This is a genomic window from Paenibacillus phyllosphaerae, assembly GCF_014192105.1.
GTDB lineage: Bacteria > Bacillota > Bacilli > Paenibacillales > Paenibacillaceae > Paenibacillus_Z > Paenibacillus_Z phyllosphaerae.
This window is the reverse complement of sequence record NZ_JACHXK010000010.1, coordinates 122,640-147,240: the sequence shown is the minus strand read 5'-3', so window position 1 is coordinate 147,240 and position 24,601 is coordinate 122,640. Positions and strand designations below refer to the sequence as shown.

General features: G+C 44.3%; 20 protein-coding genes. 4 read left to right on the top strand and 16 right to left on the bottom strand.

Translation table 11 applies throughout. The features are described 5' to 3' along the window. Positions 1-57 precede the first annotated feature (57 nt). The 5 genes from FHS18_RS20560 to FHS18_RS20540 all read right to left on the bottom strand — a co-directional run bounded on the left by FHS18_RS20560 (position 58) and on the right by FHS18_RS20540 (position 6,138). Positions 58-819 (bottom strand): response regulator transcription factor, encoded by a 762-nt coding sequence (locus tag FHS18_RS20560; RefSeq protein ID WP_183602086.1) that lies wholly within the window; start codon positions 817-819, stop codon positions 58-60. Beyond that, on the bottom strand, positions 794-2,560 hold the full coding sequence (locus tag FHS18_RS20555) for a sensor histidine kinase (RefSeq protein ID WP_183602084.1): 1,767 nt from the start codon (positions 2,558-2,560) through the stop codon (positions 794-796). Before FHS18_RS20555 ends, FHS18_RS20560 begins: the two co-directional genes overlap by 26 nt. A 118-nt stretch (positions 2,561-2,678) precedes the next feature. Then, positions 2,679-4,280: a type 2 periplasmic-binding domain-containing protein gene (locus tag FHS18_RS20550; RefSeq protein ID WP_183602082.1), complete on the bottom strand. Its 1,602-nt coding sequence runs from the start codon at positions 4,278-4,280 to the stop codon at positions 2,679-2,681. Between the two features lie 76 nt (positions 4,281-4,356). Next, positions 4,357-5,241, bottom strand: a complete 885-nt coding sequence (locus tag FHS18_RS20545; protein ID WP_343060596.1) for a carbohydrate ABC transporter permease — start codon at positions 5,239-5,241, stop codon at positions 4,357-4,359. A 27-nt stretch (positions 5,242-5,268) separates the two neighbouring features. Beyond that, positions 5,269-6,138, bottom strand: coding sequence for an ABC transporter permease (locus FHS18_RS20540; protein ID WP_246427793.1), 870 nt, complete (start codon positions 6,136-6,138; stop codon positions 5,269-5,271). Positions 6,139-7,270: 1,132 nt separating this feature from the next. On the opposite strand from FHS18_RS20540, the gene FHS18_RS20535 reads away from it, so the two are divergent. Beyond that, entirely contained in the window at positions 7,271-8,425 is a 1,155-nt protein-coding gene (locus tag FHS18_RS20535; RefSeq protein WP_183602078.1) for a tyrosine-type recombinase/integrase, read from the top strand. Here FHS18_RS20535 and FHS18_RS20530 read toward each other — a convergent pair. The 3 genes from FHS18_RS20530 to FHS18_RS20520 form a co-directional block, all read right to left on the bottom strand. After that, complete coding sequence (locus FHS18_RS20530; RefSeq protein WP_183602076.1) at positions 8,409-9,875, bottom strand: TniQ family protein; 1,467 nt, start codon at positions 9,873-9,875, stop codon at positions 8,409-8,411. The genes FHS18_RS20535 and FHS18_RS20530 overlap by 17 nt on opposite strands. A gap of 294 nt (positions 9,876-10,169) precedes the next feature. Beyond that, positions 10,170-10,991: a hypothetical protein gene (locus FHS18_RS20525; protein ID WP_183602074.1), complete on the bottom strand. Its 822-nt coding sequence runs from the start codon at positions 10,989-10,991 to the stop codon at positions 10,170-10,172. Next, positions 10,988-11,611 (bottom strand): TetR family transcriptional regulator, encoded by a 624-nt coding sequence (locus FHS18_RS20520; RefSeq protein WP_183602072.1) that lies wholly within the window; start codon positions 11,609-11,611, stop codon positions 10,988-10,990. The genes FHS18_RS20525 and FHS18_RS20520 overlap by 4 nt, the downstream gene beginning before the upstream one ends. Positions 11,612-11,758: 147 nt before the next feature. Between FHS18_RS20520 and FHS18_RS20515 the strand changes: the two genes are divergently transcribed. The 3 genes from FHS18_RS20515 to FHS18_RS20505 all read left to right on the top strand — a co-directional run bounded on the left by FHS18_RS20515 (position 11,759) and on the right by FHS18_RS20505 (position 13,073). Next, positions 11,759-11,959, top strand: a complete 201-nt coding sequence (locus FHS18_RS20515; RefSeq protein ID WP_183602070.1) for a CopG family ribbon-helix-helix protein — start codon at positions 11,759-11,761, stop codon at positions 11,957-11,959. A gap of 124 nt (positions 11,960-12,083) precedes the next feature. Further along, positions 12,084-12,380 (top strand): hypothetical protein, encoded by a 297-nt coding sequence (locus FHS18_RS20510; RefSeq protein ID WP_183602068.1) that lies wholly within the window; start codon positions 12,084-12,086, stop codon positions 12,378-12,380. Between the two features lie 6 nt (positions 12,381-12,386). Next, a complete protein-coding gene (locus FHS18_RS20505; RefSeq protein ID WP_183602066.1) occupies positions 12,387-13,073 on the top strand; it encodes a TniQ family protein in 687 nt (228 codons plus the stop codon). A gap of 610 nt (positions 13,074-13,683) precedes the next feature. Here the strand turns inward: FHS18_RS20505 and FHS18_RS20500 are convergent. The 8 genes from FHS18_RS20500 to FHS18_RS20465 form a co-directional block, all read right to left on the bottom strand. After that, positions 13,684-14,670, bottom strand: a complete 987-nt coding sequence (locus FHS18_RS20500) for an ATP-binding protein (RefSeq protein WP_183602064.1) — start codon at positions 14,668-14,670, stop codon at positions 13,684-13,686. A 13-nt stretch (positions 14,671-14,683) separates the two neighbouring features. Then, positions 14,684-16,675 carry a hypothetical protein gene (locus FHS18_RS20495; RefSeq protein ID WP_183602062.1) on the bottom strand — a complete coding sequence of 664 codons (1,992 nt, stop codon included), beginning with the start codon at positions 16,673-16,675 and terminating at the stop codon, positions 14,684-14,686. Continuing rightward, the gene (locus tag FHS18_RS34990; RefSeq protein WP_183602060.1) at positions 16,653-17,300 is read right to left on the bottom strand and encodes a TnsA endonuclease N-terminal domain-containing protein; all 648 of its coding nucleotides are present in this window, start codon (positions 17,298-17,300) and stop codon (positions 16,653-16,655) included. The genes FHS18_RS20495 and FHS18_RS34990 overlap by 23 nt, the downstream gene beginning before the upstream one ends. 267 nt (positions 17,301-17,567) lie before the next feature. Beyond that, positions 17,568-19,232 carry a helix-turn-helix domain-containing protein gene (locus tag FHS18_RS34520; protein WP_183602058.1) on the bottom strand — a complete coding sequence of 555 codons (1,665 nt, stop codon included), beginning with the start codon at positions 19,230-19,232 and terminating at the stop codon, positions 17,568-17,570. A gap of 205 nt (positions 19,233-19,437) precedes the next feature. Continuing rightward, positions 19,438-20,451, bottom strand: a complete 1,014-nt coding sequence (locus FHS18_RS20480) for an ABC transporter substrate-binding protein (RefSeq protein WP_183602056.1) — start codon at positions 20,449-20,451, stop codon at positions 19,438-19,440. A gap of 248 nt (positions 20,452-20,699) precedes the next feature. Further along, a complete protein-coding gene (locus FHS18_RS20475) occupies positions 20,700-21,815 on the bottom strand; it encodes a GerAB/ArcD/ProY family transporter (RefSeq protein WP_183602054.1) in 1,116 nt (371 codons plus the stop codon). Next, on the bottom strand, positions 21,812-23,023 hold the full coding sequence (locus tag FHS18_RS20470; RefSeq protein WP_246427802.1) for a Ger(x)C family spore germination protein: 1,212 nt from the start codon (positions 23,021-23,023) through the stop codon (positions 21,812-21,814). The genes FHS18_RS20475 and FHS18_RS20470 overlap by 4 nt, the downstream gene beginning before the upstream one ends. Next, a complete protein-coding gene (locus tag FHS18_RS20465) occupies positions 23,023-24,579 on the bottom strand; it encodes a spore germination protein (RefSeq protein ID WP_183602050.1) in 1,557 nt (518 codons plus the stop codon). The genes FHS18_RS20470 and FHS18_RS20465 overlap by 1 nt, the downstream gene beginning before the upstream one ends. Positions 24,580-24,601 lie beyond the last annotated feature (22 nt).

The following is a 24,601-nucleotide window of genomic DNA, read 5'->3' as shown; positions in this document are numbered from 1 at the left end:
ATAATTTCCCTTCTCATACAGGCGATGTGATGCCACGAACGTCATCGTTATATCCTCCTATTCGTTCTGAGCTATGCAACTTTCCCGATACTGGCCAGGCGTTAACCCAACATATTTGTTGAACACCTTATAGAAAGTTCGACGGTTCTCGTAACCTACGCAAGCTGCGATTTTCTCAAGCGATATCGCATTCTTGTCGGCAAGCAGCTCCTTCGCCTTCTTCATGCGGATCGAATGGATATAATGGACAAAGGTTTTGCCGGTTTCCTTTTTGAAGAGTTGCCCGGTGTAGACCGGATGCAACTTCAAATAAGCAGCCGCATCCGATAATGAAATGTCTTTTCGATAATTGGAATGAATATAAGTAAGGAGCATTTTCACATGCTCACTGTAGGAGCCCTCAGACGGGTTTTCTGATGCAGCCTTGGATTCCTCCTGCTGACTGCTGGCCATGATGTCGATTGCCATGCGTTTCAACAGATCGTTCAGTTCCTGTTCATTGATCGGCTTCAGCAAGTATTCAACGACCTGCAGGTGAATCGCTTTGCGTGCGTATTCGAATACATCATAACCTGACAGAATGATGAAACGGGTCTCCAGCTTGGATTTCGCATGGCGAATGAACTCAAGTCCATCCATCTCGGGCATCTGAATATCGGTGATTATCAAATCCGGATAGAAATAGTCCAGCTTCTCAAGCGCCTCGAACCCATCCTGCGCTGTGACAATCTTCGTAAATGGGGTATTCTGACTCTCGATCATATCCCGAATTCCGGCCAGAATAATCGGTTCGTCATCCACGATCATCAGTTTGAACATAACGGTCCTCCTCTCGAGGCACGAACGAGAGCGAACAGATGGCGCCGTCTCCATTACGGCTCGCAATACTGATTGCAGAATCTTGACCGAAGTACGCCTTGATCCGCTGCGCAACATTATGCAGTCCGATACCCATGCCAGTATTCACTGAAATGTTGTCCGGCTCCCTCTCATTGATGGCGTGTTGTACCTGGAACAGCCTCCCGCTCTCGATCCCAGCGCCATTGTCAGCGATCTCAACGATAACGCGATCATCGAGTCGTCTGATCCCGATGGAGATCCACTTCGCCCCCCTCTTCTTCGATAGCCCATGGAGCATACAGTTTTCCACCAGCGGCTGCAAGATAAAACGGGGACAACGGATCGTTAGCAAGCTGTCATCGATATTCATCTCGCATACCAAATCAGGGATGCGGATTTGGTGAATCCCGATATAGGCTCTAACATGATCGAGCTCATCCTTCACTAAAGTATCGTCGCTCTTGGACAGACTGTATCGAAGCAGGTTCGCCAGCGAGTAGGCCATATCAGCCACCGTATAATCCCGATTCGATCTGGCTAACATTCGCATCGTTTCCAGCGTATTATAGAGAAAATGAGGTTGGATTTGCGCTTGCAGCATTTTAAAGTCGGCTTCTTTCTTAAGCAGCTCTACCTTCTGAACATGATTGACCAGCTCATCCATTCGCGTAATCATGGCATTGTAGTTACGAATTAGAAACCCTATCTCGTCCGTTCCGAGCTTGCCGGTGAAATGATTGTTGAGCGAGTCTGATCCGACTCTGCGCATATGACGGGACAACAATAGAATGCGTTTCGTCAAAGATGAGACGATCAGATAATAAAGAACGGTCAGCAGAATGAGCGCACCGATCCCTCCGGCTACCCACCACTTCTTCGATTGCACCGCTTGCAAGAGCATATCCGGCTTGTTTATTTCGAAGACTTCCAATCCCAATCGGGGTATGGTTACGGAATTGATCATTCGTGCGTGATCATTCATCGCGAAAAGGTCCAACCCATCTTTCTGGTTGATTGAAGTGAGCTCCGTCAATTGAAGATTCGTTAGCTCGGCATCCCGCTCATCGTGAAGAATACGTTTATTCTGATCCATAAGGATTATCGCGTTACCAGGATGGACTTGCTGCAAATTTTGCAGAAATTGTTGAACAAGGACCGGTTTTACATGAAACGCAATAATTCCAAGATCGTTCGTATACAGATCATTGTAGATCTTATAGTAATAACTTAATGACAGGCCGCTTTCTTCCATTGAATACTTCCATAATCCTTTAGTTGGCCCAAGAGAAGCAATCTCATCCTTGGACAAGGAGTCATAGATGTTGTTATATGCGCTAAAGCCGGATACCGTCAGCAGTCGTGTCTGCGACCGGGGATAAATGACCAGCGATTCGATCGATGGCTCCGCTAAACTTGCGAACGAGATAGCTGGACTGATGTCTCTTAGATAGGAATAAATCAGGTCCCGTTCTTCCATGTAGTCGCCGCGCAGGTAATCAATCAGCGCTGTATTGTTCTGATAGATCGATCGCAGTGATTCAATTTTATTCAAGCTGGAATCCAACGTGGCAGCTAGTTGTTCAATATTCTGTTGATTGACCAACCGGTATTGCGTGAGCAGCTTATCGTTTAACTGGTAGTAAATAAATACGGCAAATAGAATAAACGGCAATACAATAAGCAGCACATAGCCGATCACCATCTTGGTACTTATGCGCATAATGGTCTCGTTCTCCTTGATCCATATGATAGATGCAAGGGCCAAAAGCCTATACGGAATATAAAGCCCTTAAGGGGAACTTTACATTCCGTATAGGGACAACGCAACTGAAACCTCTTTATTGGGTCATACTTTCATATTTTTCTTTATAGGGACCATATTGCGCGGTCGCCCAGTCCTCGAGTTTCGCCATCCCAATCTTTTCGGCTTTCTTCAGCATGTCATCGAAAGCTTTCTTCGCTTCATCCGTAGTCTTGGAAAGGTAGACCTTGGTAATTTCCGTCTTGACCATGTTATCGATGTTCGACTTGATAATTGCCTCCGGCGAATCCGTATCCGGATTCACCATACCAATCGCCGGATTAAACGAAATGATCTTACTATATTGCTCGCCCTGCTTCGTGGTTTCTGATCCTGCTTTATAAGCGGTTAACGCCATGCCCACGCCAGTTTCCCACGGAACGCCCCACCAGTAGACGCCTTTATTCTTCAGATAATCAAGATCGTTCACGTCATACTTGAACTCAGGATAGCCTGCTTGATTCCAGGTCCAGTCCGTTCCTTCGATTCCCCACTCGCCGAGCCGCCAGCCTTCCTCAGAATACATATATTTGAGCAAACGGACAGAAGCTTCCACGTCTTTATTGTCTTTCGTGACATAGACGCCAAGTCCGCCAGTTCCCGTGCTTACGATTGATGCTTCCGGTCCTAGCGGTTCAGCAAGCTGAACGAATTGATAGGCGCCTTTGGCATCCGCATTTAACCGATCGGCAGCGGAGTACGTCCATGTGTAAGCAAAGCCTTTGCCAGCAAGCATCATTTGCTCTGTTTCTGTCTCGTTCTTATACGCGTAGTTTTCGGATGTGATATAGCCATTGCGGTACAAGCTGTTCATATACAGCATCGACTTCTCAACCTCTGGCGTTCTCAAATAGTAGACCAGTTTTCCGTTCTGATCGACGAAACCGCCTTGGGCGCCAAATTGGGCATCGAAATATGGACGCTGCCAATTGGGGTTTAGAATTAGCGGTGTCATATCCGGGTGCTTTTCCTTTACTTGCGCGAACACCTGATCCAAATCTGCTAAGGACTGGATCGCGGGATTGCCGAGTTCCTCCAGAATGTCTTTACGCATTGCCAGACCCGCTACCATCATATGAGCGTATGGATTGGCTTTCCATTCCGCCTCCGTTGAGAAATCATTGCGAATCGCATAATAATTTCCATCTCCGACGGTGTTCACAAGTTCTTTGATCGGATCGAATTTCACATCAGGGGCATATTTCGGAAAAATCTCGTTATAGGGCATGCTGAGTTTCCCGTCGGACATGAGCTTAAAGTTGAACGAAACAACCAGATCAGGCAGGTCCCCGGAAGCTACCATCAATGCAAGCTGCTTGTCATCGGTAGCCACGGTAACAACCGGCTTTACGCAAGTTGCTTTCGTGATGGCTTCAGGAATTTCGCCAGACCACTCCTGGAAAGGATACCAGGTAGCATCCACGAACATGGAAAGCTCTACAGGCTTCTCGCAGGTGGCTTGGCTGCTTCCGGTATTGCCATTTGATTGTGCATTGGCCGACGTCACAACCTCATTATTCGCTGAATTGCCCGTACCATTCGAACTTGCGTTATTAGTATTGCTGCAAGCCGCTAGGATATTGCCAAGCAACAGAATGAAGATCATCAACAAGACTGTACCCTTGAAACGCTTTGCCATTCCCATTCCCCCTCATATGTTGGTTATTTCAAAGCGCCGCCTGCTGTCAGTCAGTGCGCTCTAAAACCATTTGATTTTAACCTTTGACCGAGCCAAGCATCATGCCAGAGACGAAATGCTTTTGTAGAAACGGGTATACACCAAGAATCGGGATGATCGATACAACCATCGCTGTCGCCTGCACCGAGAACGGCGTAACCTTTGATCTCGACATGGTCGAGGCCGCTGCTTCTCCAGCCGACGCTACCATCGACTGGTTGATGACCTGCATCATGCGGTACGTTAATGTGCGCAGTCTCTCATCTTGGACGAAGTAAGCTGAATCCAGCCATGCATTCCAATGTCCCGAACCAATGAACAAACACATTGTCGCGATCAGCGGCATCGACACCGGCATGACAATACGAGAGAAGATCCGGAACTCGCTGGCACCATCGATGCGAGCAGACTCAGCCAGTTCCTCCGGCAGCTCGCTGAAGAACGAAATCGCGATAAGCAGGAAGAACAAGTTCAGCATACCAGGGATTACGTAGACGCCAAAGGAGTTAATCAATCCCAAGCTCTTGAGCACCACATAATAAGCGATCAAACCGCCAGAGAAATTCATCGCCACGATGATGACGAAGAAGTAGCCCTTACGAAACAGCAGATCGCGCTTGGCCAGTCCGTAGGCTACCATTGCCGTGAACAGTACCCCAAGGCCAGTGCCAACAACGGTCCGCAGCAACGACATTCCCAGCGCTTGGATCCACTTGGGATCCTCAATGAAATAGATATAATTCTCGAGCGTAAAGTCCCTCGGCCATAGATACATGCCTCCATTTGTCGTGTCCGTCCCGGCATTGAACGTAATGATCAGGATGTAGTAAAAGGGATACAGCGTAACCAAAACGATCAGCAGTAATGCGATCAGGATAACGGTGTCCAAACTCCAATCCTCGAACGATTTTCTTCTGCCCACGAGAACACCTCCCTTCATTTCATTTACCTAAAACAAGCTGGTTCCAGAGACTCGTTTGGCAATGGCATTGCTCGTGAAAATCAGAAAGACGGAAATGACGGATTGAGCCAGATCGATGGCGGTCGCAAATGAGAATCTCCCCTGTGCTAAGCCAATGTTGAATGCATAGGTCTGAATTATTTGCGACTTCTCGCTGTTAAGGGAATTGCCCAGCAGCATGGACTGTTCAAAATTTGAACCCACTAATCCCCCGCCCAATATGCTCCCAATCGATAGAATTAAAACAACGATACTTGCGCTTTTTAGTCCAGGGAGGGTAATGTACATGATACGCTTTATCCTTCCGGCCCCGTCAATCTCCGCAGCCTCATACAACGAAGGATCAATTCCGGCGAGCGCGGCCAAGAAAATAATCGTCCACCAGCCTGCTTCTTTCCAGATTGCCGTTGATACCGCTAGTCCATAGAATGAGTCTGGATTCGTAAGGACATCTAGGGGCTCCCTCAACAGCCCGAGCGACATGAGCAACTCATTAAATATACCGTACCCCGTCGAGAAGAAAGCGTATGCAATCCCTGTTACAACAACCCAGGAGATAAAGTGAGGCAAATAAGAAACAGTTTGCACAAATCGCTTGAAGACCACATGCTTGACTTCACTCAACATCACGGCGAATAGAATGGGTACCGGATACGAGAATATAACTTTCAGAATGCTGAGAATCAAGGTATTACGAACCAAAGACGGAAAATTATAGTCATGGATTAGTTCTTTGAAGTGGGCAAGACCGACCCATGAGCTCGTAAAGATCCCTTCGACGCCCGATGATATTTTGTAATTTTTAAAGGCGATGATAATACCGAACATCGGGATGTAGCTAAACAGAATCAAGAACAAAATACCGAGTCCTACGAAAACATGAAATGGCAGTTGTTTCTGAAATTGCTTGCGTAATAATCGCGCTGTTATTGTAATCACCCTTTCGCGGAAGCGTTTTCTAAGGTAATTATAGAAGTCTTCAGGTATCTGTGAAAACGGTTCATTTCTAATAAAACTGTGCCCTTTTTCAAGATCAATTCACGTGTGTAACGTGCCGCATCATAATAGATCAGACCAGCGGTGTTGAAGTTGTTGAATATTCAATCTGACCAGCCCAATGCCAGAAGGAACCTTTTTAAGTTGCCGCTAGGTATGAATCAAATACAATTGATCGCCTTCTCACACGATGAAACGAATCAGAACGCACCGCGTTTGTTAGTGGAACGGTCGGTGGTTTGATCTAGCAAGACACTATATTCTTACAGTCTCGACTGGTAGCTGTTCGTGTCACTTCGAATAAGTCGGTTTACGGTGACGCGACTCGCTCGGCCCGAATCGCATAGATCGCTCCGGTCGATCCGGCGGTATATCACTCCTTTTTTCTATTAAAAGATTGAAACAGCGGTCGGTCTTCTTTTCTATTGTCATTTCATTTTACTAGCAACCAAGATTTAATTTCATGGGAGCTTAATGACTTATCTTATGGTGTGGTCATACCAAAGAACCCCTGAAAATTCTCAGGAGTTCCATGGGTTTTCTGTGTTTTCGGTCACCGTATACTGCTGACTGAAACCTTAGAATCCATAACATTAAACAACTTTATTTTCATTGGGGTCCATTTTAACCTAATCTGACATAACAACTTTAATTTCCGTTAAACAACTTTATTTCGAGTTAAACAACTATATTTTCGGTCATCACACACACAGCTGCTGCTGACGATCATACTTCTGTTTTTCATTGACTCCGAAAGTAAATCTTGCCCATTCTCCCAAACATATTCCATGCCTCTCTTACTAATCCTAAATGAAGCGGATAGCCTGAACATTAGATTTGCATTTACAATCAATCATTGGAAACGGATGTCACACTGAGATTTCGTCAATTACTACATAGATTTTGTGTAATGCTTAAGGAGGGATCAAGCAAACTATATAGAAGTGTTCTAGAGGAGGTCAATCTTAACTCTTTTTTTGAGGTGATTACTGGAATGGCGGATCTTATAAACTTTATTAACAAAACATCTCTTCCTAGTCTTACACTCCAACTGCCACATTTATCGATAGCTGAACTAACTACGGCATTAATGACTCCAGACCATGCTAGTCCTATCCTCGCTAGAATTCCAACTAAAGAAAACAAATATACAAAATACAGTGATTACAGTTCTATTTCGAACCTAATCATGCTTTACCTTTATGTACACAGACCATCAAGAAGAGCCAATAAGTCATCTAAAAAGGATTACTTTCGTCAATTAATACCTTTTCTTCAATACCTTTATACTACAGAAAAAACCGATATGAGAGAACTTAGCTTATACGATATGAAGGTTTACCAAGAACAGTTAACTGGGAAATACAGAAAATCTTCTACTCGTGCAAAAAAAATCATACTCCTTCAAGCCTTTACAGCATGGTGTTTTAAGCTGGGATATCTTACAGATGATTTAAGTAAGGGTTTAGCATCTGTGATCATTAAGAAAGAAGAAGTCCCAGAAAAAGATATTAACCATAATGAGTTGACATCGGCCATAGAGTTCTACAAGGCAAACCCTAAGATACAATCACTGATAATGATCTTAGCAACGACTGGACTTCGTTTACAGGAGATTGCCGAATCTAAATGGTGTGATCTACTAGTTACAGACTCTGGTAAACACTATCTAATCGTTCAAAATAAGCGCGGCAGTACTCGACGTGTCTTTATATTGAATAAAATCATCGATTTATTAATGGAGTATAGACAGACCCTTCAACTAGGCATAAAGCTGGACAAACAAGACCCATCACCGTTCTACCCTAACCGTTACGGTAATCATTATCGCACTTCTACACTGTCTGCATCTATTTCTAAACGTCTTAGCGCAGCTGGTCTGACAACAATCGATGGTCATCGTATTACTTCACGGTTCTTAAAACACTATTTTGCTCACCAAACATATGCTAATGGTGCTACGATTGAACAGATCAGAGCCGCCCTCGATCATTATCACTATTCTGATAGGACAATGAACCATTATCTAGCTAATAAACTGAGACCAGAAAAAGATGCAAGCGATTATGTAAATTTGGAATTTTTAAATGTGGATTTAGAAACTGACTATCGTAAAAACAATGTTTTTCCTTTTAGACAACATTTATAAAGCTCTTCCTGTTTTTATTCGGACAATTTAATTTGGATAATATTGCAGAAGTGTGGGGCTTGGGTTTATTCCAAATATGAAACTCAAGCACTCCCTGTTCTCCTTCAGGTATCTTGATAAAGAAAAATGGAAGGTCGTGGTATTTATTTCGCATTACTAGTACTTCGCGTTTCTCTACATTTTTTGTCGCATATTGTAGCCAATTATAAAAATGGTTCAGGAGTAATTGTGCAATTACTTTATTAACTATCCAACCTGTAGTCGTCAAGCTATTAAAAATCCCACCTTTGTTCTTTCTCTCTATCTGATCCAATACATCATCTATTGCACTAGAATCTGTTCTTGAAATTGTCCATATAACCTTTTCTAATTGAGGTTTTTTAGCGACGAAATTCCGATTTTCCACATACCAACTGACCTCAAAATCTTCAATGAATTTTCTCCAATGAACATAAGCAAAAGCATACGGGCATGATAAGTCACCACTCTTAGTCCTCTTAATACACTTCCTATGGGTGCAAAGCACCTTACTTTTGATTTGTCTTGTAATGGAGTTAAACGTTCCTACTGTACTGGAATATATGGCTTCATTCATCTTCAACATAAATCTCGAGTATTTTAGCGCTGATGAATCTAATATTTTATTATATTGATCCAGATAGTTACCATGTTTTTTAATATTTGAACTCGAACATACTACCGAATGAATCAACTTATTCGTGGGTATATGATCTGGAAATAATGCTGAAACTATATGTTCTAGCGCATCTGGGTATTTTTCTATATCCGTTTCTCTAAAAAAAATCATTTCTTCTTTGATATCTTGCTCGTAATAACTGAGCCACTTTTGTACAATGTGACAAGTTAGTTCAGGTTTAAAACTCGACCACATAGAAAAATAGTTCACTTCATATTCACTGATCAATTTTGCTCCGCACCGACACTGGAAGGGCTCGCTAAAGAACGAATCATTTAATGAATATGGGTAATCTTGATTACACTCTTTACATTGAAAATCTAGTGTAACATTGTGAAAGGGACACTTATGAATTAACTTAAATTGATGTAGGATTGAGTGATATCCGCTCTTTATGCAGACCGGACACCAAGTTAGCCGCTCACGAACATATTCATTAGGCGTTGATGAAAATGCCTTCGTCATTGTTTTTAGATTATTTTGATTTAGCTCTTTTAGGTCAAACCCAAAAGCACTTTTAACAATTGTATTATCAAGGCCCCCTAGTGAAATCAATTCACAATATTTCTTACTGGAGGTTGATTGCTTAAGCCCCTTAATGGCTTTAGTGCCAAAGTAACGTTGTAGATCAGCAAATCTTACACTGTTAGCATACTTAAACTTTTCAATTATCCCCCATGGAGATTCGTAAGATTTAATCCATTCATTATTCCAACAAAATATTGGATTGTAATGAGGATTCGGGCTCACCATAATATTATCACGCCTCGCTTACTAGTAATCTATCATTAGTATTACTAGTTTTTCCAACAAGTAAACCTAATTACCTTATTGCCCTATTCTCCTTTATATCTCAAAGTGTTTATACACCACTAATGCATTCCCTGCAGCATTTTGATTTTCACTAGTAGTGATAATCAATTAGTTCATTGCAAGATCATATCCTGCTACAATTAATTTTCATCGCCAATGTCATTCCTCCGCAAAATGTCCTTATCCTACCACAGGCTTATACAGGTAGCTAGACAGTCATTCAGGAATTTTTCTTCATTTGTTCATACTTATTTTCATAAGCTTTTCACGTCTCCGAGATAACCATGCTTCGACTTTTTTTTCAACTTCTAGTTCCATTAATAAGAACTGTCTATTAATAGAAGTGACCTGACGAAACTTATTGATTTCTAATTTGCTGAGAAATCCCCTGACTGCATACTCCTCCAATTTTTCAGTGTTTATATAAGCACTTCTAAGCAAAGCCTCTTCCCCCAAAATCCCCAATACATTTAAGGGGGGAATTATATATTTTTTTCTTATTGTTAGCCTGCCGTGTTCTGATCTAACCTCCCTATTATCTCCGTTACTATAGCAGTCGCCGATGGCTGATTTAATCAAATTCCACTGTTTAGTAAGTATATCTAATACTCTTTTATTATCCATCCATAACTGAACGCAATCTGAAGTACTTATCTGACTGACTTCTAATGTCTTCCGGTTCAATCTACTAGGGATATCAGATTTATTATCTCGATGGAACCTTACCTGGATCTCTTTTGTAAGCTCATCTCCCATCGCTTCCTTAAGAATTTTTTTCTCATGATCAAAAAGCAGTTCCGTCTTAATTGAGGTCGTGACTGGCAATAAACCATAATTGAACAAGTACTCATGCAAATTAGCATGGTCGTATCTATAGCGTTTCAATATTCTAAACTTACCTACAACCCCATTTTCTTCCCAAACATATCTGTCGATCTCCTGATTATCTAATTTATCTCTTATTCTATCTTTGAGCTTGTCAGCATACTTAATACATTCTTTAAGCTGCTCGTAATAACCAGATTCAATGAAATGGTTAAGATGTATTAAGCTCATACTTCCTCCAGTAAGATGCTTTTCAATTCTTGTTCAGGGCACTTAAGAGCACCAAGAATCAAAGAACTCATTCTCGTAGTTATCTCTTCAATATCATCAACAGGATCTTGGATATTTCTATTAAAAAACTCCAATTGTCTGGACATAAACACTGAACTAATTATAAATATTATTGTCGTTTCTAATGAATCGTACTTAAAAAGCTTCAATCGTTTTCCTAAGAGAAGTAACTCTTCAAGTTCCGACCACAATGGTGTGATTAAAAACTGTATAATTTCATTACGAGGTTTCGGTAATGTTATCTCTTGTTGAAGTATGCTCATCATATCAGGATCATTAATCCGTAACGAAGAAACATTACGTACTATTCTAGTCAATCTTAGAATAGGGTTTTCTGTGGCTTCTTTCTCCCCTGTAAAATCAAGTAATTGCATAGAAGACTGAAATATTGAGCTTAAAACATTTTCTTTTCCTTGAAAGTGATATGATATCATCATGATATTCACACCAGCATCATTGCATATATCACGTACACTTGTCTGGTCATAACCTTTACTTGCAAATAGTATTTTTGCAGCTTTTAATATTTTCATCTTTACCTCAAAATTAGTTTGATTCATTAATAACACCTCATTTCAAAATGGTAATCCACAACTTGTTAACAGAATATCCACAACACCATAAATGTATTCATTATTGAATACATTTTGTGTTATGTTTTGCACACTCAATTACTTCTATACTACTGTGTAGAGGTGATTAAAAAGATGAGCGAAGATGATTTTATTATTACTCCCAAAGAAGATAAATCGGTTACAATTACTATACGAATAGATAAAGCACTGCAAGAGAAATTTGATCACTTATCTAAATTAAGTAATCGCTCGAGAAACGAGTTAATAAACTTAGCACTTGAGTATGCTATGAACAATGCGAAATTTATAAAACAAACAGATAAAAAAAGATGATGCCAACTAACCCAGGTTGGCCATCATCTTTTTTTATATTTCAACACAATTTGTGTTCGTTTATGATTACAAAGTTTGGATTTGGGTATACAGATATCTAAATAACAATAGAGGAGATATATCTATGCAAGCTTATGTTGCGCTAATAACTTCTCAAGGTATCCAGTTTCAAAATAACTTCTATACCTGTCCTAAGGCTATTAGAGAACAATGGTTTAATCAAACTAGCCCATATTATATGGTGGAGATTCCAGTAAATTATGAGCGCGATAGATTGTTCTTATTTTTAGACTCTGGAGAAAAGTTACTAACAACTAAAGTCCACTCAAATAAACTATCTCAAACTGAGTTAGAGATGTACTTCACAAAGCTTAATCAACTTAAGTTAGAAATTAGGACAATAAAACATGAAAAGAGTTGAGCTATTTTGAGACTTACCTGGAATCCGAAATGGATTAATCCATTTGAATCAACATGGTCTATTGTTGAGAAAATCAAGTATGCTAATGCTATTACATCTCGTGAATTAGTTAGGGAATTTGGAACAAAAGACTACAAAGGGAATTTAACCAATCAACGTTATGGTCTATTAAGGCTAAATGGTATTGATCTTGAGCATCTATCACTGTCAACTGGTACTGACTTTAGTAACCATATTAATTATTACTTTAATAAAATGGTTGGAATGCTCACTCACCTCAATCCTAACTTTCTATTAAGAAAAGAGTTTACCTTTTGTGAAGACTGCTTAGCAGTTGGTTATCACAGCATATTACATCAGTTCATCTTCGTTCAAAAATGCCCCCACCATCTGACTGAATTGAAGAATACATGCAAAATATGTGGAAGTTCCTCCTCCTGCGAGACACAAAATCACAAGAGAAGAGAAGCATTTGAATGTGTATGTTCAAACTTTTATGTAGATCCGAAATTCAACTCATTTTTTGAGTGGCAAGTGAACTTACCAATAAGTGACCGTGTCATTAAAGACTGGATATCAATGGATTCCAAAACATATAATCATATTAGTGAAACATATTTTTATCTGCCAAGTTTGAAAAATCTGAATGACCCTTTACAATTTCTTCTGAATTTCGGAAAAGGAATCTATTAATTTCTTTTAACCAAACCATTGACCTAGAAGCTGCCCTGAGCTAAAAAACAGACTACGCTATTCTCAGGTAACTTGCATTCACCATATCATTCAGTGTTTCAAAACAATGAGCCTAATCCAGCGATGTCACCCGCTGACACATCTTCCGAATACTTTGACAAGAAATGAAAAAGAGCGTAACGGTCGCTATCGCCAGTGCGTTCTAATGTCAATCAACTTATTTCGCAGACAGCGACCGACCCTTAAGTTACTAATCGCTGTGAACGAAAGAATAAGATCCGCTTGATTTGCGGAGGAGCTCATATTGTAAGTTTGTTTTAGTACCCAAAGCTTTCCTTGCAGCATTGTTTAGCGCCGCGGCAATGTACGCAAGTTCTAGGGCCCACCTCGACTTTTCACAACTTGACCATTCGCATCACATACCTCGCAAAGAAATTCAAAATTGTAGAGGAACTAGTGACTCAATACCCGACTCATATGCTTGCCTTGGTCAATTAACTGAGACGGATGTACCGTTAATCACAGTTACTGTTTTTGAAACGCCACACAAGGGATGCAGGCTATTTCACGATTACCAATATCGTATTTATCAAGCAACTTAGATTCAATTTCACTTTGTAACAATAAAAGAAACTTCTGAATCAACGTAACCAGATCTTTTAACACACTTTACCCAAGTCTCAAGGTCAATCCATCTTTTTTTCTCTTTAGATTCTGCGCCATACTTAACCAAAGCATACTTTATTGTATTAGTTAAGTCTTGCATCCCTATCTCCATTTTACCTCCCAAACCATTTTCTTGTCTTACCAGCGCAAATGCCTCATATAGCTGTGTTGCACAGCCTTCAAGTCGTTTTCCTTCTAAGTATGCATCTGGATAATAGTATTTTGTATATGACCATCCACTTCCTTCCGGATATTCAAGCGTATCGTATCCTTTAAGGCAGACTTGCAAGTCAGCAACTGTTTTCGCTCCAAACAACTGATGCTCCTTAAGCATAAATCTGCCAACAATATGACGACTTCCTTGCGCTACATAAATATTTTTATTACTTTTAAGTTCTGGTTGACCTATTAGAATAACTACTAACATAACCTTGTATTCATGCAAGTAATTATAAAGATCAATAAGCCATTTGTAGTGAGCTTCAAGTAGCGCTTGTGCCTCATCAATAAACATAACGATCTGTTTGTATTTCGAGCTTTGCCCCTGCTCCAGTAAAAATTTTGATAGACGATCAAACTTCTGATTTTTCTTACCTGTAAACGGAAATTCATGCCCAACCCATTGTAACAACCACTCGTAAAAAACTTCTTCATTCGCTGTAAACTTGTGTTTAGCCGGTATGAAGAAAATGGGTAATTCATCAAGATACTTTGTCTTAAGTTTTTCGCGAATAAAGCTTATAGCTTGTGTCTTACCACGTCTTTGCAGCCCATAAACAATCCCACCAGGCGATCTATCCTCAATCCATTCATCTACTTTTGTATACAATTTAATAATCTCATTTGTTGCTACCAAGTACTTATCCTGTACTAAATGATGTGTCCCTGTAGGTATAATGGGTCTATCAAGGGCTGTTTGCTCCATGCTCATGATAATCGCTCTCCTAAAAAGAAATTGGTTTAAAGAACTCTTCCCAGTCATATTCAAGTTCTTCGACTTTTCCTTCTTCTTCATTTGTAATTACGATAATATTATTAAACACCGTTTCTTCTTGATAACTTTCCGTTTCGCATACTTCGGTTACTTCTTCATTATCAACATCACTTGCTACCTCTGTTAATTTATCCATTTGTTGCTGATATCTTTGCTGATGAGCATACCAATTCTTATCTCCTTTCTTTTTACTGCTCTTAAGATGATCTCTAAGAGCTTGAACATAATCATTACTTGCCAAGAAGAATGCTCTCTTCTCACTCCGTAGGAATTTATTTATTAATCTTCTTGTTTCTAAACTATGGGGAGTTTTAACCCACTTACCGGAGACACGTAACTGACCGAGTTCGCTTCCATTCTCAAAAAAAGCTCTGACAGAACGTACATCCATGATATTTATATAAATCGTTAGTTTCTTTCCTATTAAACTCGCATGCTGAGATAGGACCTCATTTCTATATTGTGTTCCCTCAAAGTTTATATACGGCCTTTTCCCCTTACTTAAGTTTCCTTTTACGGTAACAGTCTGGCTAATTACCAAAAGGCCCAGTTCCTGACGCCTGTGCTCAGGTAGAATTCTTGGTAGATATCCCGAGTGAATTTTGTCACGCATTGCCTTAATGGGACTTAAACCTGAATTACCGCTATGTGGCTCAATATTATACTGGGCTAACATTGCTTCTGTTAGTTCTTCTAGATGTTCAATACTAATCTCTGAAGCCAGCGCCTTCTCTTCAGCATTTTTCCTTTTGGGATCATTGGGATTACTCCCTGTAGTGGAAGGAAGTAAGTGATATCCATTAACAGCAAGAATACGAAAGAATCTCTCTATAACCGAACGTCGCAAAGGAGACTTTACAGGACCTGCATTAATAAAACACCCAACTGTTTGGGTCAGCTTATCCTTCACATTCTTAGCTAGGTTGGCTTTCGCATTGTCCATCCAGAATTCTCTCCACACTGCCCATTGAGTTTCAAGAATAGATATTGAGGGGAATGATCCTTCTTCTGGATACTCGAGCCCTTTTATTGTAAATGTCATTGATGAGTGTGGATGAATTGCGTTTTGGATACATTGTAGAACATCCATTTGAGAGTATTCAGGCTTAACACACAACAAGTGACCCAGAACTGCATTAGTTGGGATTTCTAGTATTACAAGCAGCCAAATCCTTTTTAAGGTTTTTTTCACTTGATTTCCATTAGGATCCGTATATCGAATCGTCAATATTAGATCAATTTTATGTGCATCGAACATAACACGTGAAAAAGGTCTGAAATTCGTTACATAATTCTTAGTTCCACTTCCCGTACTTTTTGCCATCATGGCAGCAACCTCACCATATAAATGCTCATTACCAAAATGACGTTCCTTTAATTTTTTGACATACCTCTCCAAAGATCTCCTCCCCTGATCTTCAGTATTTAGAGGATATTCACTCATAGAAATCCCTAATTCCTTACACTTCTCTCTAAAATGTTTATGTAAATACTTTACTGAATAAGTAATAGTATTTGAGTTCCTTTTTTTCGCTAAAGCTTTATCATCAATCCAATCTCTTAATACTGGAAACTTCTCAAGTAACAAATCGAACGCGCCCGAATAATTTGAAGCTTTCATTTTTGGGAGATGCTCCCGTTCATAACTCTTTAGATGGAGCCCAGGAATTAAAGCTCTAAATCCTAGAATCTGTCCGTATTGATCAATCATGAAACATCGCTCTATATATCGGGTTATTTCCTTTTTTTCAATTCCAGTTACCTCAGAAATCTCACTCAGGGTTGCTTCATCCAGTAAATACATCTCAACAGCCCGTTTTCTGCTTTGATATTTTTTAGCAGCAACTTCATTTAAGGCACTTGTATCTACAATCGGCCACACTGATAAGTTGAGCAAGTCATGGCTAATTCCTAATTTTTCAACCAAGCTTTTCCGTCTCATCTATCCACACCTCCGTTTCTAGACCAAAATATACTTTCTCAAGATTGGCTCTTATTTCACCAGAACATATTAAGCAAGCAACGGCTTCATATAACCGAGGTAAATTCATATTTAATATTTGATTCAATTCCTTTAATGTCTTTCTCCCGTCTTTAATTTGAGCAGCCACTTTATAGCTGTCAATTTCCACAATGGTGCTGTTATTCAGTAAATATGGAAGTATATCTTTTAGATTTTCTAAATAGATTTCGTTACTTCTAATATCTTTTTCTGTACGAACTTGATGCTCTTTACCATGGTGTTCACACCATTTCTTCTGTATATCAATTTGTTTTACCACATGTTCATCAGTGAGAGCTTTCTCGTATTTAATTTCAAAATAGATCTCCCTACCATCCTTTTTCTTAATCCACATGTCAAAAATGGATGTTCCTTCTTCCCCTTCAGCTTTATCCGGCTGCTCACAGAAAGTTTCAACAGTCCAATCAGTTTCAATTGTTACCCAGTGATCAAACTCAAGATCACTAAATAAATTTACTTCTCTTTTTATTTTCGGGCTGTACACGATCCAATGATTATTTCCATATCGACCACTTCGCTGTTTAATTAAAGGCGTTGTATACACTTCAATCACTCCTACTTGATTCTTAGTATTCAATTTCGTCTAATTTAAGCCGAAATAAACCTTATTAAGGTGATTTTTTTGTCGCTAGAACGTAAACATGGGATTTTCATGTCCAAAATAAACCGACAAGAAAATCCCTCCAATTAAAAGAAACCTTGATTTATCAAGGTTCTAAATCGGGATTATCTTGTCGTCGTACTTCTCTTATTCAGCACTCCTTATATAAATCAAAAAGGACGCTTAACTTACCAGCGTCCTTCCCCTTATCTAACCTTCGGCAGCTGCAGATGGAACATTCACTCGAGAGCGCTCACCCTCTAGCAACTGAAGCAACAATTGTTGTAACCTGAGGCACGATACGGCATCCCCTATATTCCAAAGTTGCTCCTCCAGCTTGTACACATGTCCGTTAACGACTGCAGGCAACGCCTTCCACTCTTCGCTCTCGAACATCTTCTTCGTCGCGGCTCGCGCGGCTTCGCACTCGGGCATCATCACGAATATTCGGTCTCCCGTATACTGGCTTACCGATTCCGTCGAAATCTCCTTGTAGGCCCTGCCTGCTTGCAGCGCTTCCCGCACCTTGCTCACGGGCCGGAATCCATGAGAATGATAGAGGAACGGGGCCAGCCCGATATTGCCCATGACGAACAAGCGAGTCCCCCGATGATGGACCAATACCGATGCCGTCTCGCCCGGCTGCATTGCCCCTCGGAGGTTGTTCCACATCTCCTCGGATCTGCGATCATACGCCGTCAGCCACTCCTCCGCTTCCGTCTCCATGCCGAACCAGCTGCCCGCCTTACGCATCCGCTCTTCCAGTTTCGCATGCGAGTTGTACGTCAAGGTCGGCGCGATGCGGGAGAGCCGCTGGTACAACTGTTCATTGTTGCTATCGAATAGAATAAGATCCGGCTGTTTCTGCAAAGCCCACTCCAAATCAAGCGGCGGCAAAGCGGAATACGATGCGCCGTCCAGAACCGGAATGCCAAGCGCAAGAAGGTCTCCTGCCGACTTGCCGAAGAATAGAATCCGCTCCGGCTTCCCGGGAATGTTGACTTCATGGCCCGCCCAATCCTGAACAAGGGTATGGCGTTGGAGGGATCTGTCGTATTGGCGGGGAGCTAGTCCAGTGAGCTGCCGGAAACGCCTGCTGAAATAATATTCGTCGCGAAAGCCCACCTGGCTTGCAATATCGCGCAAAGGGTCATCGGAGCGCATCAGCAGCTCCTTGGCCTGTTCAATTCGCACATAATTAACATACTCAAGCGGTTTGCGGCCGGTAATTTGCCTGAACAAAGCCGTGAATTGAGCGGGCCGCATATTGGCGAGCTCCGCTAATTTCTGAACGCTGATCTCCTGCGCGAAGTGCTCATCCACGTATTGAATGGCGCTCAGGATGCTGGCTTCCGGACTCTCCGGGCTCTGTTCCGCTTGGGGCAGCGTATAGCGGGTCACGATAAGCTCCATCAGTTTGTGAAAATGAACGTTCATCTGACTATATTCCGCATCCGACTGAAACGAACGTCCCGAATACAGCGAATCCAATACGCCGATCCGCGGGACAGGCGAATAACGGTTCAACAAGTCCCTGGATTCAAAGAGCGGGCGCGTGAAAAGCTCCGGATCCCCTGTGACCATGTGTACGGCATCGTAATGAAGCACCTTATATTCCAGCGCGTCCGAGCGGTCATGCTCGAGCTGATAACTTTCGCCAGGAGCAAGCGGATAGATCTTGCCGGCAACGAACGGGAACAATTCCCGCCCGATATATAACCGACCTTCCCCCTGTTCGCAGAACAAGAGCGTGTGCCGTTCACAGTTCACTTCAAGCATCACGTGTTCTGGTTGCTCGATACGCCGTTCGATATGGACAAAGCGGAACAGGAACGCCGTGAACGACAAAGATGCGCTGCTTCCATTCCTATTCACGATTTCCGTGCACCTCACATCCTTGTAAATGAGAATGTTTATCACTTACTGTTTTTCTTCTGATTATACGTCAGCGATCGTCATTATTCCAGACATGCTGCAGAGCACCCCATGAGATGTATGCCTGCAACGTGAAAAAGAGCTCTTCAACGGTATGTTGAAAGAGCCCTATTCCGGCTATATTCGTCGGTCAGTTATGGATGCACTAAGGGATCATCAGCTTCGGCAGCTCTTGCAGAAGCCACTCTCTGGAGGTGGCGTCACTGGACGCTTTGACGATATCCAGGCTATATACCTTGCCGGCTTTAACGGCAGGCAAGCTTTTCCACACATTGCTCTGCATCATATCTTCCGTCGATTTCTGCGCCTCCGGAGTTACTGCGTTCAGGATGAAGATCCGATCTCCGGCGAATTCCGGCATTTTTTCCTGCGAAATCTCGACGAAACCCAGTTCTTCATCCAGCACCTTCTGAATCTCTGCGGTTGGCTTCATGCCGCCCTCTCCGTACAATAGCTGTGGCAATCCGGCACCAGCCATCGCGAACAGACGGTCGCCGGGGTACATCGTGAAGACCGACGCGGTCTCGCCTTCCTGCAAGCCATTCTCGCGAAGCAGCTTCCACATCTCTTCGGTCGCTGCGGCATGAGCGGCCAACCAATCCTCTGCTTCCTGCTTCTTGTCGAAGAGGTCGCCAAGGAAACGAATGCGTTCCTCCAGCGGATCGAAGGAATTGAAGGTTACGGTTGGAGCTACTTTGGACACTTGCTCATATAACGTTTCATCGCTATTGGAGATGATGATCAGGTCGGGATTCAGAGCGAGCGACTTCTCCGTGCTGATCGGGAAGCCAACGTCTTCCGCCTCAGCGACCTGATCGTCAAACACGGTACCCTCCTGCTTCAGGATTCCGACCGGAACGATGCCTAGAGCGAGCAGATCCCCTGTCACCTCGCCATGATAGATAACACGCTGCGGATTGGTCGGTACCTCCACTTCGTGGCCCGTCCAATCTTTGAATAGCTTGGTTTCGCTCGTGCTATCGGACGACGCTGCATTCTCCTGCTCGGCTGTCGTTGCTTGCGCTTCGTTAGACGTTGAAGCCGTTGTTGCCTCCTCGGACGAACCGTTCGTCGACTGATTGCCGCAAGCGAGCAGCATCATGGATAGTACCGCGATCATCATACCCGTACCGGCAGTACGCAATGTTTTTTGTTTCATCTTTCTTCCCCCTTTTGAATCGGCACCTCAACTAACTGAGATTGATTATCATTATTAAGAAATATAAAATAACGTTTGCCCATCGACAATGGACAAACACGAATCCTGTCATTTTTGTTTTGTACAAATCGCGAGTGCCTCGCCCGAACACACCCGAGCGGATAGCTCTGGCGGATATAAAAAAACCACGCTTCCCCCCGCTTCTTGGGGAGAATAGCATGGTTACGGTACCGATTGCTTCCCTTTCGTCAGCATGAAGCTTGACCTCTTCGCTTGCTGATAAGCGTAAGCGCGAGTATAAGGATAGGCATAAGCATCTGGAAGATCCAGACGTATTTCACCTGTACCTTCAGTCCCAGCCAAATATGAAACGTCTGGCTCGGCTCCAGGAAGGAAGCGGCGAAAATGACGATCCCCAGAAACCAGCCGCATGTGCGTTCAGGCAGTCCGGTCATACGGCTGACCATCAGGTTCGAGGCCAGATAGAACACGGCAAGCTTCACGAAGAGGCCCAAGAAAATAATGAGCGTGACGAAGATATCCAGACGCTCGAGAAAATCCGCGATATGTATGAGCTGAACCGCCTCGAGAAAAGGATAGGCCACGACTTGGGCCACATCCGCGCCGAGGATCGATAAAGTGAGTACGCTCATGATCGTAAGAAACAAGGAGACGACGCCGTAGGCAGCAAGGCTCGTACGCACGAATCCCGTGCCGGACTTGACGTATTTCCAGAACAGGAGGAATACGAAGACTTGTCCGAACGGGAACGAGATCAGCTCCGGCAAGGCTTCGCCAAGCACCTGTCCGATGCCTTTGTCCAGAATGGGCCGCAGCCTGTGAACGGACGGCAAATCCGAGATGAAGAAGAACAGTACGAGGGTCGTATAACTCATCACAACGGTCGGGAAGAACAGTTCGATTGTTCGGAATAACACGAAAATGCCTTTGCGGACCGCGTAACAGGCGATGGTGGTAATGACGATCATGATCACCCACTTCGGCGTTTGCGGCAAGATGGTTCCATTGGCCATTTCTCCGAAATCCCGCACGTTGCGCATCGATTCGTAGGCTAGCAGCAGCGCATAGAACAGCGCGACGAGGCCTCCGGCCCACTTGCCCAATCGTTGCAGCAGCATCTCCGTCCAATCCGTGTCGCCAGTCAACCGCTGCAGATACAGGCAGGGCACCAGTACGAGAAGACCGGCAACCGCACCGACCGCCATGGCCATCCAGGCATTCTGACCGGCCTTGATGCCGAGCAAGAACATAGGCGTGCTGCCGATTTCGAACATGATGATCGCCGTCATGAGCTGATACTTGCCGACCCTGTCCGTGGACGTTTCGACGTTAGGACTGCTCATTTTTTCTTCTGATAGGAAACGATCGATGGATTGCTGCTTCCTGTCCCTTTGATATGCACATGAACCTGTATGTTCGGTTCAAGCTCGACAAAGTGCTCATCCCAATCCTCCTTCATCTTCTCCCAGAGCGCCGGATAACGCTCGTACACCTTGGTTCCGAATCCGATCGCATCCGTCTTCATGCGCTTCGAAGCCTCCCACCCCTTGTTCATCAACAGGCGGATCGCCTCCGCAATGAGCTTCTCCTGCCGCTTGACCACCTCGATCTCGGCAAGGTCATCCTCGCAGGTGTAATCCTCGATCTTACCTTCCGCTTCCACGTTCACGTTGAACCCGAGCTCTCCCTCGACCAGCACGGGAGATACTTTCGTATGGGCTTTCATGACGCGAAAGCTGGAGCTTCTGGTCCCTTTGCTTGCGCAAGCATAGGGTAAGAACCCGCGCGTCACATGGTTGCTCAGCCACATCATGCCGAACGACTCGTCGAACTTCCCCCACCCGACCAGCTTGTTCCGCTTCACAAGACCGACTCTGCCGAGCTTCAACCGGGCATCCAGCTGCGTTTTTTTCTGCGCGTCGACCTGGGTTAGCGTTTGGGGATTGCCGGATAGGCGAATCTCCGGAATGAGCGTGGATTGCGTGGGACCGAGCAGCTCCGATATGACCTCGAAAATATTCATGGCGCGAATTCGGGAGTTCTGCGACTCTTCCATCTCGATCAGCTTACGCAGTCCGTTGCCGGGATTCCATTCGGTCGGCGAGAGCTGGCGAAGAATCGTGCTGGCTTTCCCCGCCGTTAGAAAGATGATGACATCTTCCCGCGCATCCGTATTGCGCAAATAGACATCCAGCAAAGGGTCAATGCCTTTGCGTGCCGCCGCTTCGCCGATAATGACAACCTGATTGTGAGAGAAATAGAGCTTCCGAGTCGTTTCCAGACTTGCCTTGCGAAAAGCGCTCCGGATGCCCTCCCCCTCCGTCGAGAAGACGTCCACGGGCGAGAGACTCATCTGCTTGGCGGTGCCTTCGCCCGACGTGCTGAGCGGCAATACGATTTGGCTCGTCGCATGCCACTTGCCGTCCTCCCAGTCGATTCCCGTCGCCGAGATAATCCCCAGTTCATTGAGCTCATTGCGGTCCCAACACCCGCTTGTCAGAAGGCACGACAGGAGCGCTGCGCTAAACTTCCATGCGATACGGTAGGCCATCACGGTCCGCTCCCTCCCGGCCTGCGGTCGGAATCTTTCGTACCTAGAATGCGAGGACGTTTCTTCATCGAACGAAGCGGCGCCCGGATGATGATGTCGTGCATGCTGCCGGGAACAAACGGGGCAAACGGCGCCATATACGGGACGCCGAACGATTTGAGCCCCGTCAAATGAATCGCGATAATCAGCACTCCCGCGAAGATGCCGAAGAAGCCGAGCGCCCCCGCGGCGAGCATGAGGGCAAAGCGGATAAGCCGCGCGGCAATCGCGATATTAAGCTGCGGCATGACGAAATTGGAGATGGCGGTGAAGGCTACGATGATGATCATGGCTGGTGATACGATGCCGGCTTGCACCGCAGCCTGACCGAGAACGAGCGCGCCGACGATGGAGATGGCCGGTCCGATGGCCCGAGGCATCCGTGCGCCGGCCTCCCGCAAGACTTCGAAGGTGATCTCCATCAGGAAAGCTTCCATGAGCGCAGGTAAAGGAATGCCTTCACGCTGGCCAAGAAGACTGATGAGCAGCAGCGTCGGCAGCGTTTCTTGATGGAAGGTAGTCACGGCAATATAGACGGCCGGCAGCAACATCGAGATCATGAACCCGGCATAACGAATCATCCGCAAGAAAGAGGCGATATCGAAGCGCTGGTAATAATCCTCCGGCGACTGGAAGAATTTATGGAAGGTAACCGGTCCCATCAGCACGAACGGCGTACCGTCCACCAGCACGACGAACTGTCCCTCCAGCAAAGCGCCGGCCGCCGCGTCCGGACGCTCCGTATTCAGCAGCGTGGGAAATGGCGTGAATGTTTTTTCCTGCACGTACTCCTCGATATAGCCGCTCTCCAGCACGCTATCGATATCGATCGCCTCAAGACGGTCTTGGATCGTGCTTACGATGGTTTCGTTAATAATGCCTTTCATATACAGGAGACCGACGGCGGTTTGCGTCCTTCGTCCAATGAGACGTTCCTCGTAATAGAGCTCGGGGTCATGTATAATGCGCCGCACCAATGCGACATTGGTGCGGATATTTTCGGTAAAACTGCGCTGCGGACCGCGCAGAACCCCTTGCGTGCTCGGCTCTTCTACCCCGCGCTGCTCCCCGCCCGACGCTTCGGCAACAAGCGCAAATCCGGCGCCATCGGCGAGAATGAGACACATTCCGTTGAGGATGGATTGGAGCGCGTCTTCCAGATATTCGCTCCGGGCGGTGGAACCGGTAGACACGAACCGGTGCTGCAGCTCGTTCAGCCACATGCCGGCATCGCCCGAATGTCTTGCGGCGGCTTGCTGCAAGGCTTGTATAATATCCCGATTCAAGCCCGGCTGGTCCACCAGACCGTCGATATACGCCAGTATCAGCTGGCTATTGGGAGTGGAGACGGGTTCGATCATGCGAATGACGAAATCCGCGCTATGGCCGATTTTCGACTTTAGCCAGGCCATATTATCGCTAAGCGTATGGCACACAGGCGTTTTGGGCGGTGCACCCGGCCCGCCGGAATCCGATGAACGGGCGCCGGCTTGCCCGACCTTTCGATGGAAGATCATGCATGCATCACCTTGGTTACAA